This is a genomic window from Minwuia sp. IMCC3060, from assembly GCF_029909435.1.
In the GTDB taxonomy this organism is placed as follows: domain Bacteria; phylum Pseudomonadota; class Alphaproteobacteria; order Minwuiales; family Minwuiaceae; genus Minwuia.
Genome location: NZ_CP123782.1, coordinates 1712450 through 1727636, shown reverse-complemented (window position 1 = coordinate 1727636; position 15187 = coordinate 1712450). Strand labels below are relative to the sequence as shown.

Sequence of the window (15187 nt, the reverse complement as noted above, 5' to 3'; positions counted from 1 at the left end):
CTGATGTCCGAAACACAACTGGCGACCGCCCTGGCAGGTGCGGCACAGGCGGTGGAGGCCGAGATCGACCGGCTGCTGCCCCTGCCCGCCACGCTGGAGGCCCGGGTCCACGCGGCAATGCGCTATGCGCTGTTCGCCGGCGGCAAGCGCCTCCGTCCCTTTCTGGTGATGACCAGCGCCGACCTGCTGGGTGTCCCGAAGGAGAACGCGGTACGCGCCGCCGCGGCGGTCGAGATGGTTCACACCTATTCGCTGATCCATGACGACCTGCCCGCCATGGACGACGATGACCTGCGGCGGGGCAAGCCGACCTGTCACCGGGAATTCGACGAGGCGACGGCGATACTGGCCGGAGACGCGCTGCAGCCGCTCGCCTTCAAGATACTGGCCGGGCCGGAAACCGACCCGGATGCCGAGATCCGCATGGAACTGGTCCGCACGCTGGCCGATGCCATCGGTGCGGACGGCATGGTCGGCGGTCAGATGATCGACCTGCAGGCCGAGACCGAGACCTATGACCTGGCGCAGATCACCCGCCTGCAGGACCTCAAGACCGGTGCGCTGATCTCCTGGTCCGTCGAGGCCGGTGCCATCCTGGGACGCGCGACGAAGACGGAGCGCAGTGCGCTGGCGACCTATGGCCTGGAGATCGGTCTTGCCTTCCAGATCGCGGACGATCTGCTGGATATCGAGGGCGATGTGGCACAGATGGGCAAGGCCGTTGCCAAGGATGCCGATGCCGGCAAGGCCACTTTCATTGGCCTGCTGGGGGTCGAGGGCGCGCGGAATCGCGCAGCCGAACTGGTTGATTCAGCGGTTGCGCGCCTTGATTTGTTTGGCCAAAACGCCTTTCTATTAAAAGACATCGCGCGTTTCATGATCGAACGCCGATCCTGAAGGCCGACCGTCGCGACACTGCCGCCGCGATGGAACGCGCCACAGGGAACAATAATGGGAGGCCATGCTTGGCCGACACATCCAAGACGCCACTGCTCGACACGATCAACTCCCCCGCTGATCTGCGCACGCTGGAGCCATCGAAACTGCGCCAGCTTGCCGATGAACTGCGGACGGAAACCATTGATGCTGTCTCTGTGACCGGCGGCCATCTGGGTGCCGGTCTGGGTGTCGTCGAACTGACCGCCGCCCTGCACTACGTCTTCAACACGCCGGACGACAAGCTGATCTTCGACGTCGGGCACCAGTGCTACCCGCACAAGATCCTGACCGAACGGCGTGACCGGATCCGCACCCTGCGCGCGGCTGGCGGGCTCTCCGGCTTCACCAAGCGGGCGGAGAGTGCCTACGACCCCTTCGGTGCGGCCCATTCATCGACCTCCATCTCCGCCGGGCTCGGTTTCGATGTTGCGCATCAGATGCTGGGCCAGCCGCACCGCGTCATCTCCGTGATCGGTGACGGTTCCATGTCTGCTGGCATGGCCTATGAGGCGATGAACAACGCCGGTGGCATGAAGAGCCGCATGGTGGTCATCCTGAACGACAACGACATGTCGATCGCCCCGCCCGTTGGTGCGATGAGCGCCTATCTCTCCCGCCTGATCTCCGGCAAGCCCTATCTCAGCCTGCGTCAGGTCGGCAAGCAGCTGGCGCAGAGGTTCCCGCGCTCCTTCGAGAAGATGGCGGAGCGGGCGGAGGAATTCGCGCGCGGCATGCTGACCGGCGGCACGATGTTCGAGGAGATGGGCTTCTATTACGTCGGTCCCGTGGACGGTCACAACATGGACCATCTGCTGCCGGTGCTGGAGAATGTGCGCGACGCGAAGCACGGTCCGATCCTGGTGCATGTGGTCACCGAAAAGGGCAAGGGCTACCTGCCTGCGGAGCAGTCGGCGGACAAGTATCACGGCGTTGCGAAGTTCGACGTGGTCACCGGCACCCAGATGAAGGGCAAGTCGAACGCCCCTGCCTATACCAAGGTCTTCGCCAATGCCCTGGTGCAGGAGGCCGAGAAGGATGACCGGATCGTCGCCGTCACCGCCGCCATGCCCTCCGGCACCGGTCTCGACATCTTCGGCAAGGCCTTCCCTGAGCGCACCTTCGACGTCGGCATCGCGGAGCAGCATGCCGTGACATTCTGCGCCGGGATGGCCGCAGGGGGCCTGAAACCCTTCGCCGCGATCTATTCGACCTTCCTGCAGCGCGGCTACGACCAGGTTGTCCATGACGTGGCGATCCAGAGCCTGCCGGTGCGTTTCGCCATCGACCGGGCCGGTCTGGTGGGCGCGGACGGCCCGACCCATGCCGGATCGTTCGATATCACCTACCTCGCCACCCTGCCCGGCTTCGTCGTCATGGCGGCTGGGGACGAGGCCGAGCTGGTTCACATGGTCGCGACTGCGGCGCAGATCGACGACCGCCCCTCTGCCTTCCGCTTTCCACGTGGCGAGGGCGTTGGCGTGGACATGCCGCAGGCGGGCGTGCCGCTGGAGATCGGCAAGGGTCGTATCCTGCGCGAAGGCACCTCGGTCGCGATCCTGTCCTTCGGCGCGCGACTGGCGGAAGTGTTGCAGGCCGCCGATGATCTGGCCGCCATGGGCCTGAGCGCTACCGTCGCCGACGCCCGCTTCGCCAAGCCGCTGGATGAGGATCTGATTGCCCGGCTGGCGCGGGAGCATCCGCTGCTGGTCACCATCGAGGAAGGTGCCGTCGGCGGTTTCGGCAGTCATGTGCTGCAGTTCCTGGCCACCAATGACCTGCTGGACGGGCTGAAGGTCCGTCCGATGGTGCTGCCGGACTGCTTCATCGATCAGGACAAGCCGGAGAAGATGTACGACGTGGCCGGCCTGAACGCGCCGCAGATCGTCACCACGGTGGTCTCCGCCCTGGGCATCGATGCCCATGCCACGGCCCCTGCCCGCGCCTGAGCGCCGAACGTACCGATCCACTCCGCCCCCCTTTCCTTCCGAAAGGGTATGGCGCATATTGGGTATGGATGTTCACGTTGTGGTCCCATGACCTGACCACGGAATTCTTGGCGCAGGATTGATATGGCAACGTCACTGGGCGAGCTCGACAGCACCTTCAAGCATGCCCTGATGGAGGCGGAGGCCCCGATCTGGTTGCCGGAGCGTGCTGACCGTCCGCTGAAGACCGAAGGCGGCAAGGCGCTCAAGATCGTTTCCGACTACGAACCGGCGGGCGACCAACCGCAGGCCATCGCGGAACTGGTATCGGGCGTCCGGGCCGGGGACCGCGATCAGGTGCTGCTGGGCGTCACCGGCTCCGGCAAGACCTTCACCGTCGCCCACCTGATTCAGGAGGTGCAGCGCCCCGCCGTCATCATGGCGCCGAACAAGACCCTGGCAGCGCAGCTCTATGGCGAGATGAAGTCCTTCTTTCCCGACAATGCGGTGGAATACTTCGTTTCCTACTACGACTACTACCAGCCCGAAGCCTATGTTCCCCGGACCGACACCTATATCGAGAAGGACGCGTCCATCAACGAACAGATCGACCGGATGCGCCATTCCGCCACCCGGTCCCTGCTGGAACGCGACGACGTCATCGTCGTGGCCTCGGTCAGTTCGATCTACGGTATCGGCTCCGTCGAGACCTATTCCGACATGACCATGAACATCACCAGGGGGGATCGCGTCGATCAGCGCGCCCTGCTGGGGCGGCTGGTGGAACTGCAGTACAAGCGCAATGACGCCGCCTTCCAGCGTGGCGCCTTTCGCGTGCGCGGTGACACGGTGGAGGTCTTCCCCAGCCATCAGGAAGACCGTGCCTGGCGCTTCTCCCTGTTCGGCGACGAACTGGAGGAGATCGTCGAGTTCGACCCCCTGACCGGGGAGAAGGCGCAGAGCCTGGACAGCGTGAAACTCTACGCCAACAGCCACTACGTGACCCCGCGCCCGACGCTGCAGCAGGCGGTGAAGGAGATCAAGGTGGAGCTGGCCGTTCGGCTGGAGCAGCTCAACGCGGAGGGCAAGCTGCTGGAGGCCCAGCGGCTGGAACAGCGCACCCTGTTCGATATCGAGATGATGATGGCCACCGGGTCCTGCCCCGGCATCGAGAACTATTCCCGCTATCTGACCGGACGTCCGCCCGGTGCGCCGCCCCCCAGCCTGTTCGAATACATTCCTGAAGAAGCCCTGCTGTTCATCGACGAGAGTCATGTGACCGTGCCGCAGGTAGGCGGCATGTTCCGGGGCGACTTCCGCCGCAAGTGGACGCTGGCCGAGTTCGGCTTCCGGCTGCCGTCCTGCGTCGACAACCGCCCGCTGAAGTTCGATGAATGGAATGCAATGCGGCCCCAGACCGTCTTTGTCTCCGCCACCCCCGGCGCCTGGGAACTGGAGCGGACGGAGGGTGTGATCGTCGAACAGGTGATCCGTCCCACCGGTCTGGTCGACCCGGAATGCATCATCCGTCCCGTTGCCACCCAGGTGGACGATCTGATGGCGGAGGCCCGGACCTGCGCGGAGAAGGGCCAGCGGGTGCTGGTCACCACCCTGACCAAGAAGATGGCGGAGGATCTGACCGAATACCTGCACGAGAACGGCGTGAAGGTGCGCTATCTGCACTCCGACATCGACACGCTGGAGCGGATCGAGATCATCCGCGACCTGCGGCTGGGGGTCTTCGACGTGCTGGTGGGTATCAATCTGCTGCGGGAGGGACTGGATATTCCCGAATGCGGCCTGGTCGCCATTCTGGACGCCGACAAGGAAGGCTTCCTGCGCTCCGAGACCTCCCTGATCCAGACCATCGGCCGCGCGGCGCGCAACCTGGATGGCCGCGTGATCCTCTATGCCGACAAGATGACCAACAGCCTGACCCGCGCGCTGGCGGAGACGGAGCGCCGCCGCACCAAGCAGCAGGCCTACAACGAGGCGCATGGCATCACGCCCGTCTCCATCCGCAAGAACATCTCCGACGTGATGCAGTCGGTCTATGCCCGCGACAGCCTGACGGTGGACGTGGATGACGATCAGAAGCTGCTGACCGGCAAGGACCTGAAGGCCCATATCGCCGATCTGGAGACCCGGATGCGGGAAGCCGCCGCGGATCTGGAGTTCGAGGAAGCCGCCCGCCTGCGCGACGCCATCAAGCGGCTGGAAAGCGCCGAACTGGAAATCCTCGCCGACCCGATGGCCCGCCCCAAGGGACTGGCGGAGGCCATGGCCTCCTACGCGCCCGGTGCCACCAAGACCGGCCAGGCCAAGGTCAAGGGCGGCGGCCCCAGCAAGTACGGCCAGGGCCGCACCAAGTCCGGCCGCCCCGGCGCCCGCCCCAGCGTGAAGAGCCGGAAGCGGTAGCCGACACGAACAACATCAACCGGCGTTTGGATGACCCTCCGGCCAGCCGCCGTCATAGGCGGTGCCCTGATCGCCCAGATGGGCCAGGCGGAAGCCGATGGGGCGTTCCAGTTCCTCCAGGCAATGGCCGATCAGGCCTGCCGTGCGGCAGAGGATCGAGATACCCTTCAGCGCGTCGGGCGGGAAATCCAGATCCAGCAGGATCGCGGGAATCGGGCCGTTGGCGTTAAGCACCAGCTTGCGACCATAGATCTCCTCTGCCACCGCACGGGCGGCGCGCAGGAACGCGACGTGATCGCCGGAGGCACCGCGTTCGTCCGCCAGTTCCAGCAGCTTCTCGGCACGCGGATCGACCGGCTTGTGGATCGGATGGCCAAAACCGGGCAGGAACGCCTTCCGGTCCCGCAGGTCCTGCACCATGGCGTGGGCGACAGCATCGACGTCCTCCCCCGCCCGGACGCGCGCGACACCTTCGCCGTAGAACTTGCCCGCGACTTCCGCGGAGCCGAGGATGACCGAACCGCAGCCAAGGATACCGGCCGCAACCGCACCCTGCATTGCGTCAGGCCCGGCCTGCAGAGTCATGCGGGCTGCCTGCGCGGACGGCGTCAGGCCATGTTCCGCCAGTGTCACCAGAACGGCGTTGAGGAAGAAAGACTGGTTCTCCGTTGGCATCTTTCCCGTCAGGTGCAGGAAGAAGAAGTCGGTGAAGTCCACCTTCCCGATCAGTTCCTCGCACAGATCCTTGCCCCGAATCGTGACGCTTGCCGCGTCCGCCTTCGCAATTGCCGACGCGCCTGCGCCCTTGTCACCCATCATGTCGCGGTACTCCCCTCACCACCTTCTGCGCCGTAGAACACGACCCAGGTCTCGAAATCATCCGTGAAATCCTCGAACCGGTGTTCGGCATGCGCCGGTGCGAACAGAACGTCACCGGGTCCGAACGGCACGCGCTCCCCGTTCATGAAGAACATGCCTGTGCCACGCGAGACGATATAGAGCTCGTCCTGATCGTGCGGCGTCTGCGGGTCGGTTCCGAGCGGCGCATAGAACCGCAGCGACATGGTCCCGTGCTGCATCAGCAGCGCCGACGCACGCCCCGGACTGGGTGGCGTTGTCCGTGCCTGTTCCAGTGTCGCGCGAATGTCCATCAGACCCCTCCCCATCGGTCATCACAGCCCTACAGACCGTATCGGTTCCAGTGCAGCCTGTCTTCGATTCCGGCCAGAACCTCTCCGGTCATCTGCCCGGCACTGCTGCTGCCGCCACGCAGCAGGCCGCGCAGGGGGGAGCGGCGCACACCGATGGACCGCAGCCGCACGTCCTTGCCGAAGCGCGCCTTCAGGAACGACGTCGTCTCGGCGATGCCATCGATCAGGCCGAGGCGCTCGGCTTCCTCACCCAGAAAAACATCACCGGAGAATATCTCCTTGTAACGCCTGCGATTCAGCTTGTCGCCGCGACGGCTCTTGACCTGATCCATGAAGGTGTCGTGGATCTGGGACTGGATCTCCTTCAGCCGTTCCACGTCTTCTTCCTGCTCGGCGGAGAACGGGTCGAGGAACGACTTCTTCTCGCCTGCCGAATGGATGCGCCGCTCGATACCGAACCGTTCGATCAGACCCTTGAAACCGAATCCGGCCGAGATGACACCGATGGAGCCGACGATGGATGCCCGGTCGGCATAGAGCTCGTCGCCTGCCGTCATCAGCCAGTAGCCGCCGGACGCCGCCACATCCTCCGCGAAGGCCAGCACGGGTACATTCCTCTCCTCCGCCTTGCGGCGGATGGCGCTGGCGATCAGCGCGGACTGCACCGGGGAACCGCCCGGACTGTTGATGATCAGCGCGACGGCAGCCAGCCGTTTCGGACGGAATGCCTGCTCGATGCGGCTTTCCAGCGCCGCGAGGTTGAGGGCGGCGGGGCGAAAGGGCGCGCTGCCACCGGGGGAAATCACGCCCTGCAAGCGCAGGACCGAGACGACGGGTGTTGCGCGCCACTTCCGGAAGTGGGCAATGGGGCGCTTTAGCAATCCTGGTTTTGTGTTCATGCCCCTGATGTGCGGCAGCAAGCACCGGCTTGCAAGGGCATGAGCGGTCTCACGTCCAGATTATCGGATCTGCATCCCGCATGATGCCATTGGCCAGCGGCGTGTCACGCCCATCCGCCTGATGCAATGCAAGCGCAGGCAGTTCCTGTACCGCGCCATCCGCGCCTGGCCGCAGCCGCAGCAGCACACGCTTCGCCGGACGGCCGGCGCGACTGCCGAGGGGGCGGATGTCCAGCGCGCAGTCGGGCGGCAACGCATCGCGCACCTCTGCCAGCCGTTCACGGCGCAGGATCAGCACCGCGTGGCCGCCGGGCGCGATCAGGCGGATGGCCGTGCCGATCCATCCTGCCAGGGGAACCGCGCCCTCCGATCGCGCCATCTCCCGCGCCGCATCGGGTGAGCGGCGGAAGCGGGCGGCATCGAAATAGGGCGGGTTGGCCAGCACCAGATCGAACGACCGGTCCGCGAAGGGTGCCGCGCCGACATCACCGACACAGACCGCTCCGCGATCCTCAGCGGCATTTGACGAAATATTGATCGCGGCCAGAGCGGCGATACCGGGCTGCACTTCCAGCCCGACAAAACTCACATCGGACCGTCTGGCGGCAAGCGACAGCATCGGCAGACCGGTGCCGCACCCCAGTTCGAGGACGCGCCCGCCCGGTCGCGGATGGCAGGCTGCGGCCAGCATCACCGCATCGGAGCCACTGCGAAAGCCCCTTGCAGGCTGCCGCAGGGCCACGCGGCCACCCAGGATCAGATCGTCGGTAAAGCCTGTCATTCCGGCTCAGATCAGCTCCGCGATGCGCAGCAGGTCCTTCGCTGCAGCCTCGTCATCATCATCCACCATCAGGCGCCGCGGGAAGACTCCGATGGAGCCTTCCATGACACTGATGTTCTGGTCGAAGCGCAGGGAGGCAATCCCCTCCCCCTTCAGCAGGGCCTCGGCAAAGGAAAGCGCAACCAGATCGTTGGTACGAAAGACCTCGACCATGTACCTTTCCGTTCCTGTCAGAGGCGACAACACGTCCCGCGTCCGCAGCTTGACGGACCTTCGTCCCAATCTATTCTCGGTCACTCAAATTCGCCAGTCGCAGCGTGCATGGAGCATACAGCGTGTCAAACGTGGTTCCCCTTAAGGACGAAACGGCCAAGCCCGCGGCCGGGCTGGAGCGACTGCGGTCGCTGGTCGAGCGCGATCTGGACCGGGTCAATCAGGTGATCATGGACAAGATGCAGTCCGAGGTCGCGCTGATCCCACAGCTTGCCAGCCACATCGTCGCCGCCGGGGGCAAGCGTCTGCGCCCGATGCTGACGCTCGCAGCGGCAGACCTGTGCGGTTACCAGGGCGACCGGCAGGTCAGCCTCGCCGCCTGTGTCGAATTCATTCATACGGCGACACTGCTGCATGACGATGTGGTGGATGAAAGCGATCTACGACGGGGAAATGCCACCGCGAACGCGGTCTTCGGCAATCAGGCCAGCGTGCTGGTGGGTGATTTCCTGTTCAGCCGCGCCTTCCAGCTCATGGTCGCGGACGGCTCGCTGGAAGTCCTCGCGATTCTCTCCAAGGCGTCCGCGGTCATCGCGGAGGGTGAGGTGCTGCAGCTCATCACCACCAATGACACCGAAACGACGGAAGACGCCTATCTCGACGTGATTTCCGCCAAGACTGCGGCCCTGTTCTCGGCCGCATGCCGTGTCGGCGCAATCGTCGCGGAGGCCCCGAAGGCCGAGGTCGAAGCGCTTGATTCCTACGGGCGCAACCTCGGGATCGCGTTCCAGCTGATCGATGATGCACTGGACTATTCGGCCCGGCAGGCGACGCTCGGCAAGACCGTCGGTGACGACTTCCGGGAAGGCAAGATCACCCTGCCCATCGTGCTGGCCTTCCGCCGTGGCACACCGGAGGAACGCCAGTTCTGGCGGCGCTGCCTGGAAGACATGGAACAGACCGAGGATGATCTTGACCGCGCGCAGGAACTGATCCAGAGCCACGATGCCCTGGCCGACACCATCGAACGTGCGCGCCACTATGGGGCGCGGGCCCGCGACGCCCTGGCCATCTTCCCGGAAGGCGTCATGAAATCGGCCCTGATCGATGCAGTCGAATTCACCATCGAACGCGCATATTGATCCTTGCCCGCACCGCACCCAGCGGCTATACACCGCTCGCCTCTGCAGTCACATGACTGTGGGACCGGTCGGGGAGTAGCTCAGCCTGGTAGAGCACCGTCTTCGGGAGGCGGGGGCCGGAGGTTCGAATCCTCTCTCCCCGACCAACATTTCTGTCTCCGGGGTCCCGAAGCCCGGAGATACCGGCCTCTGATCCCCGGAGTTTCCGGCCGATCCGGCGCGTCGCGTTCCTGATCTCCTTCAGCAAGCACCTCCGTCATGCAGCATGCGCATGCAGGCGAAGACCGGTCGCCTGAGGCCACGCAAGCCGGTCCCCGCCGGTCCGAATCCCGATGGTTCCGGCAGTCTTCTGCGGCATGCCTTCCATCCCCGGAGCAAGGTGACTTGTCGCGTCGTTCCCAGCTAGCATGCCACCTGCGCCCGCACGCCGGGCTGCAAGGGGAGGATATCTGGATGGACATGCGAACACTGATGGCGCGTTCGGCGCGCTTCTATTCCGATCGCGAAGCGGTGGTCTGGCGCGACCGGCGGCTGACCTTCGCCGAGGCCTGGAATCGGGGCCTCAGATTGGCTAACGCGTTGCTGGCGCTGGGGCTGAAGCCCGGCGACCGCGTTGGCGTTCTGGAGGACAATTCGATCGAGGCGAGCGACATGTTTCTCGGCGCGGCGGCGGCAAATCTCGTGCGCGTGCCGCTCTACCCGCGAAATGCGCGGGAAGCCCACGTGCACATGCTCTCGCATACCGATTGCCGCGTCCTGGTGGTTTCCGGCAACCATGCGGCGGAAGCCGATGGCCTGCTGGACGAGGTGCCGTCTCTGGAACACGTGCTGATCCGCGACGAAGGCTACGAGGACTGGCTGGCCCGGCAGGATGACAGCGATCCGGGCGTCGAAGTCGATGCCGACGACTACTTCGTCATCCGCCATACCGGCGGCACCACCGGCCTGCCCAAGGGCGTCGCCTATACCCACAGGGCCTGGCTCGCCGCCGGCCGCGACTGGCACTTCCTGTTTCCGCCGATCATGCCAGGCGACAAGTGCCTGCACATCGGCCCCATCAGCCACGCGTCGGGCTATTCCTTCGTGCCCGTCTGGCTGAGCGGGGGCTGCAATGTGCTGCTCGACCATTTCGATGCCGGCGACACGCTCGACATCATGGAGCAGGAGGAGATCAGCATCATGTTCGCCGTCCCCACCATGGTGAACACGATGGTCCATCACCCCAGCGTCAGCGGCCGAAAGTTCCCGAAGCTGAAATGCATGCAGATCGGGGCGGCGCCGATCACCGAGACCACGGCGCTGAAGGCCCACGAGATCTTCGGGCACCGTCTCTGGCAGGTCTACGGACAGACCGAGGCCGTGCCGCTGACCGTCATGGGACCGGACCAGTGGTTCGCCGAGGTTGAAGGGTCCAGGCCCCTGCAGGCCTGTGGCATGCCCCTGCCCTTCGCCGACCTCAAGATCTGCGATGCCGACGGCAACGAGGTGCCGCTCGGTGAAGAGGGCGAACTGGTGGCCCGGTGCGACGGGCAGATGACCGGATTCTGGGACGACCCGGCAGCCACCGCCGAACGCATGATCGACGGCTGGGTCCGGACCGGCGACATCGGTCGGATCGACGAGAACGGATATGTCTACATGCTGGATCGGGCGGGCGACATGATCGTCTCCGGCGGCTACAACATCTATCCCGCCGAGATCGAGAACGCCCTGGCGTCCCACCCTGCGGTGATCGAGGCCGCCGTGTTCGGCATCCCCAGCGAACGCTGGGGCGAGAGCCCGATGGGAATCTGTGTCATCGATGGAAAGACGCCAGTGACCGAAGACGAGCTGATCCAGCTCTGCGGGGACCGGCTGGGTTCCTACAAGCGCCCCGCGAAGATCGAACTGCGGACCGATCCTCTGCCCCGGTCGCCGGTCGGCAAGGTGAAGCGAAAGGATCTCCGCGAACCCCACTGGCGCGGCCAGAGCCGACGGGTCGCCGGCAACTGAGGGCAAGGTTCAGGACATGTCGGTCCGGTATTGTGCCAACACCATGAGACCGGACGCGACCGCCGTGCCTCAGACCCGCTCGATCGTTCCCATGCGGCCTGACTGGTAGTCCCGGACAGCGGTCATGATCTCGGCTTCCGTGTTCATCACGAACGGTCCGTAGCGCGCAACGGGCTCGGCAATCGGCGTTCCGGCGAGCAGCAGAAAGCGCCCGCCGCCACCGGGCGCAGCGGCGATCTCGATCTCACTGCCCGGTCCGAGGACGGCGAGCTGGCTGCGCTCGACGGGCGTCCGTTCCGGCCCCAGCGCAACAGAACCGTCGAATACATAGACCGCGGCATTGAAGCCCGGGTCGATGGCAAGGCGCGCTTCGCCGCCGGGCTGAACGTGCCAGTCCTGCAGCCATACCGGTGTGCGCGTACCTATCGCCGCACTGACGCCGAAAGCCGCGCCCGCGACGACGGTCACCTCGATCAGCCCGTCGTCGCTGGTCGCCTTCGGAATGTCGGCAGCCCGAAGATACTGGTAGCCTGGTTCGGCCTGCTTCTCGTCCGCAGGCAGGTTGACCCAGATCTGGAACCCGTGGGCGCGGCCGCCATGCTTCTGCATCGCGGGCGAAGGCATCTCCGAATGCACGATACCCGCGCCGGCGGTCATCCACTGCACGTCACCGGACCCGATCAGCTGTGTCTTGCCGGTCGAATCCTCATGCAGCTTCTCGCCCTCCAAAATGTAGGACACGGTCTCGAAGCCCCGGTGCGGGTGATCCGGAGCCCCGATGGCCTCACCGGGACCGTAGTCGACCGGCCCGACTTCATCGAGCATCAGGAACGGATCAACGAGATCGATGCCATGGGTCGGGAAGGCACGGCGAATGAGGAAACCCGCCCCCTCGCGTTGCTGATGGGCCGTGACGACGCCCGCGACTTGCCTGCTCATGCCTGGCTCCGGAAGAGAATTTCGTTGCGAGGCAGATTATCGAAAGAAGCATGGATGTCACCCGACATGGCAATGCCGCCGTGCCACTGCCCTGCTGCCTGCAACCAGGACCAGCCCGGAATTCATGGGTTGCCTTGAGGATTTGCCGCTACCGTCAGACAATTGGCCAGGTCCGGGACACAACCGGGCAGCGCAGGAGGGGGAACATCCATGATCGAATTCACCGAAATCACGTCGGGCCTCCAGTTCCCGGAAGGGCCCATCTGGATGCCGGATGGCAGCATCATCCTCGTCGAGATTGCCCGCGGCACCCTGAGTCGTGTCGCCCCGGATGGCTGCATAGATGTGGTTGCCGAGACCGGTGGTGGACCCAACGGCGCAGCCATCGGGCCCGATGGCAAATGCTATGTCTGCAACAACGGCGGCTTCTCCTGGGAAAACGAAGGCCCCAACGGCGAGTACGTGCGCCCGACCGGACCTTCCGCCGGTTACAGGAACGGATGGATCGAGCGGGTTGATCTGGATACCGGCGAGGTGGAGGTGCTCTACGAATCCTGCAACGGCAATCCCTTGCATGGCCCCAACGACATCGTCTTCGATACCCACGGCGGCTTCTGGTTCACCGATCTCGGCAAGCGACACCCGCGGCGCCTCGATCTCGGCGGTGTCTATTATGCCAAGGCTGACGGCAGCGAGATCCGGGAGGTTGTTCATCCGCTGGTCACTCCGAACGGAATCGGCCTCTCACCGGACGGCAGCCGGCTCTATGTGGCCGAAACGGAGACTTCCCGCGTGCTTGCCTGGGATGTGACGGCTCCGGGCGAGCTTCGGATGGACCCCTGGCCTGCCCATGGTGGCGCCGAAGTACTTGCCTCGCCGGAAGGCTATCAGCGCTACGACTCGCTTGCGGTTGAGGCGAACGGCAACGTCTGCGTCGCCACCCTGATCCGCGGCGGCATCACCGTCGTCAGCCCCGACGGCAGCTCGGTCGAGCATCTGGCCCTGCCCGATCCGATGACAACCAACATCTGCTTCGGCGGCGCTGATCTGACGACAGCCTTCATCACGCTCTCGGCGACCGGACGCCTGGTGTCCTGCGACTGGCCCCGGCCCGGTACGGCGCTTGCCTTTTGACGCTACACCACCGGCGCGCGGCTCATGCAGACTCCTGCCGCAACGTGTCTGCATAGGTATCCCGCAGCGCGAACTTCTGGATCTTGCCGGACGGAGTCATGGGCCAGTCCGTCACGAATTTCCAGTAGGCGGGCGTCTTCTGGGGCGAGAGGTGCGCGCGGCAATGGGCACGCAGTTCGTCCAGGGGAATCGGATCGCCTGACCGTGTGCGGATGAAACAGGCGACCACCTCCCCCCAGCGGTCATCGGGGATGCCCACCACCGCGACCTCCGCCACGTCGGGGTACTCCAGCAGGATATTCTCGATCTCCACCGGGAACAGGTTCTCCCCGCCCCGGATGATCATCTCCTTCACCCGCCCGGTGACACGGACATAGCCGCGGCTGTCCATCCGGCCGAGATCGCCGGTATGCAGCCAGCCATCCCCGTCGACCGTCGCTGCCGTCGCCTCCGGGTTGGCATTGTATTCCAGCATCAGGCCCCTGCCCCGGGCACAGATCTCGCCGACCGTGTCCAGGGGGCAGACCGTATTGTCCGCCGTGCTGCGGATCGAGAGTTCGATCGCGGGCAGCGCCTGGCCGACAGACTCGCAGGTATCCTCGACATCATCATCGACGTAGGTCTGCGACAGCACGCCGGAACACTCGGTCTGGCCATAGATGTTCTGGAAGTCACAGCCGAATGTCGCGCGCACCTGGCGCACAAGCTCGGGTGGCACCACGGCGCCACCGGAAACGATCCGCTGGACCGAGGAGACATCTCGCGCGCGGCCCGCAAGCTTGTCCAGCATGTCGACCAGCATGGTCGGGACCGCCGTCATCACCTCCGGCCTTTCGCTCTCGATGGCGTCCAGCATGACATTGGAATCGAAGATGCTGGCCAGGATCAGATGCCCGCCCGCCTGGACCGTGCTCAGCACCGCTACGACGCAGCCCCCGACATGGAACATCGGCATCGCGGTCAGGAAGCGGATTCCGTCGTCGACCTGCAGCCGGCGGAAGAAGAGACGGCCATTGCTGGTGATGCCGCCATGGTGCAGCACCGCCCCCTTGGGCTGTCCCGTGGTGCCGGAGGTATAGAGCAGCAGCGCGGGATCGTCCGGCGCGACCTGCGGCAGCGGACCGGGTTCGCGGTCGTGGCGCAAAAGGGCGTCGCGGTCCGTCAGCAGGGTGACCTCGCGCAGCGCCTCGATGCCGGCCGCGGCCTCCGCTGCAATGTCCGCCATCCGGTTGCCGCGATATTCCTCGACCAGGAACAGGCCAACGGCGCCGGACTGCTCCAGCGCGAAGACAAGCTCCCGCACCTTGTAGGCAGGGTTCAGGGTCACCAGCCGCAGCCCGGCCAGCGCGGCGGCGAACTGGAGGATCACCCACTCGGGAATGCTGGGTGCCCAGACAGACACGCTCTCACCGGCGGCGAAACGTGTCGACAGCGCGGTCGCCAGGGACCGGGCCTCGTCATGCAGTGTCCCATAGGTCCAGGTCCGGCCCACTCCCCCTTCAGGCAAGAGTTCGGAAAGGGCCGGCCTGTCCGGATGTGCCGTAGCTGCAGCGGCGAGGACGCCGCCGGTCGTGGTTTCGGCCGGCGACCCGTCGGTCTGGGCGGGAAACAGGGATTCCGAGAGTTCGACCCCGTACATGGCGATCCTCCTTGC

At 65.2% G+C, this 15187-nt stretch carries 13 protein-coding genes and 1 tRNA gene; 7 read left to right on the top strand and 7 right to left on the bottom strand.

Annotation, left to right across the window (positions count from 1 at the left end):
- Positions 1–3: 3 nt before the first annotated feature.
- From QGV54_RS08205 to uvrB, 3 genes are all read left to right on the top strand, one after another.
- Positions 4–897 carry a polyprenyl synthetase family protein gene (locus QGV54_RS08205; RefSeq protein WP_281017335.1) on the top strand — a complete coding sequence of 298 codons (894 nt, stop codon included), beginning with the start codon at positions 4–6 and terminating at the stop codon, positions 895–897.
- Positions 898–965: 68 nt separating this feature from the next.
- Positions 966–2885, top strand: coding sequence for a 1-deoxy-D-xylulose-5-phosphate synthase (gene dxs / locus QGV54_RS08200; protein WP_281017336.1), 1920 nt, complete (start codon positions 966–968; stop codon positions 2883–2885).
- A 171-nt stretch (positions 2886–3056) separates the two neighbouring features.
- Positions 3057–5282 (top strand): excinuclease ABC subunit UvrB, encoded by a 2226-nt coding sequence (uvrB, locus tag QGV54_RS08195; protein WP_348637711.1) that lies wholly within the window; start codon positions 3057–3059, stop codon positions 5280–5282.
- A gap of 15 nt (positions 5283–5297) precedes the next feature.
- On the opposite strand, the gene QGV54_RS08190 is transcribed toward uvrB, so the two are convergent.
- The 5 genes from QGV54_RS08190 to QGV54_RS08170 are packed head-to-tail and all read right to left on the bottom strand — an operon-like array spanning position 5298 to position 8326.
- Positions 5298–6101, bottom strand: coding sequence for a citryl-CoA lyase (locus tag QGV54_RS08190; RefSeq protein WP_281017338.1), 804 nt, complete (start codon positions 6099–6101; stop codon positions 5298–5300).
- The gene (locus QGV54_RS08185) at positions 6098–6433 is read right to left on the bottom strand and encodes a cupin domain-containing protein (protein ID WP_281017339.1); all 336 of its coding nucleotides are present in this window, start codon (positions 6431–6433) and stop codon (positions 6098–6100) included. The genes QGV54_RS08190 and QGV54_RS08185 overlap by 4 nt, the downstream gene beginning before the upstream one ends.
- A gap of 29 nt (positions 6434–6462) precedes the next feature.
- A complete protein-coding gene (locus tag QGV54_RS08180; protein ID WP_281017340.1) occupies positions 6463–7332 on the bottom strand; it encodes a S49 family peptidase in 870 nt (289 codons plus the stop codon).
- A gap of 49 nt (positions 7333–7381) precedes the next feature.
- On the bottom strand, positions 7382–8113 hold the full coding sequence (locus tag QGV54_RS08175) for a methyltransferase domain-containing protein (RefSeq protein ID WP_281017341.1): 732 nt from the start codon (positions 8111–8113) through the stop codon (positions 7382–7384).
- Positions 8114–8119: 6 nt separating this feature from the next.
- A complete protein-coding gene (locus QGV54_RS08170) occupies positions 8120–8326 on the bottom strand; it encodes a DUF2007 domain-containing protein (RefSeq protein WP_281017342.1) in 207 nt (68 codons plus the stop codon).
- 122 nt (positions 8327–8448) lie between these two features.
- Here QGV54_RS08170 and QGV54_RS08165 point away from each other — a divergent pair, with 122 nt between their 5' ends.
- The 3 genes from QGV54_RS08165 to QGV54_RS08155 all read left to right on the top strand — a co-directional run bounded on the left by QGV54_RS08165 (position 8449) and on the right by QGV54_RS08155 (position 11460).
- Positions 8449–9468, top strand: coding sequence for a polyprenyl synthetase family protein (locus tag QGV54_RS08165; protein ID WP_281017343.1), 1020 nt, complete (start codon positions 8449–8451; stop codon positions 9466–9468).
- 69 nt (positions 9469–9537) lie between these two features.
- Positions 9538–9614 (top strand) — tRNA-Pro (locus QGV54_RS08160).
- A gap of 307 nt (positions 9615–9921) precedes the next feature.
- Positions 9922–11460: an AMP-binding protein gene (locus tag QGV54_RS08155; protein WP_281017344.1), complete on the top strand. Its 1539-nt coding sequence runs from the start codon at positions 9922–9924 to the stop codon at positions 11458–11460.
- 69 nt (positions 11461–11529) lie between these two features.
- On the opposite strand, the gene QGV54_RS08150 is transcribed toward QGV54_RS08155, so the two are convergent.
- A complete protein-coding gene (locus QGV54_RS08150) occupies positions 11530–12399 on the bottom strand; it encodes a pirin family protein (RefSeq protein WP_281017345.1) in 870 nt (289 codons plus the stop codon).
- Positions 12400–12609: 210 nt separating this feature from the next.
- On the opposite strand from QGV54_RS08150, the gene QGV54_RS08145 reads away from it, so the two are divergent.
- The gene (locus QGV54_RS08145) at positions 12610–13533 is read left to right on the top strand and encodes an SMP-30/gluconolactonase/LRE family protein (RefSeq protein WP_281017346.1); all 924 of its coding nucleotides are present in this window, start codon (positions 12610–12612) and stop codon (positions 13531–13533) included.
- A 22-nt stretch (positions 13534–13555) separates the two neighbouring features.
- On the opposite strand, the gene QGV54_RS08140 is transcribed toward QGV54_RS08145, so the two are convergent.
- Positions 13556–15172 (bottom strand): class I adenylate-forming enzyme family protein, encoded by a 1617-nt coding sequence (locus tag QGV54_RS08140; RefSeq protein WP_281017347.1) that lies wholly within the window; start codon positions 15170–15172, stop codon positions 13556–13558.
- Between the last annotated feature and the right edge of the window lie 15 nt (positions 15173–15187).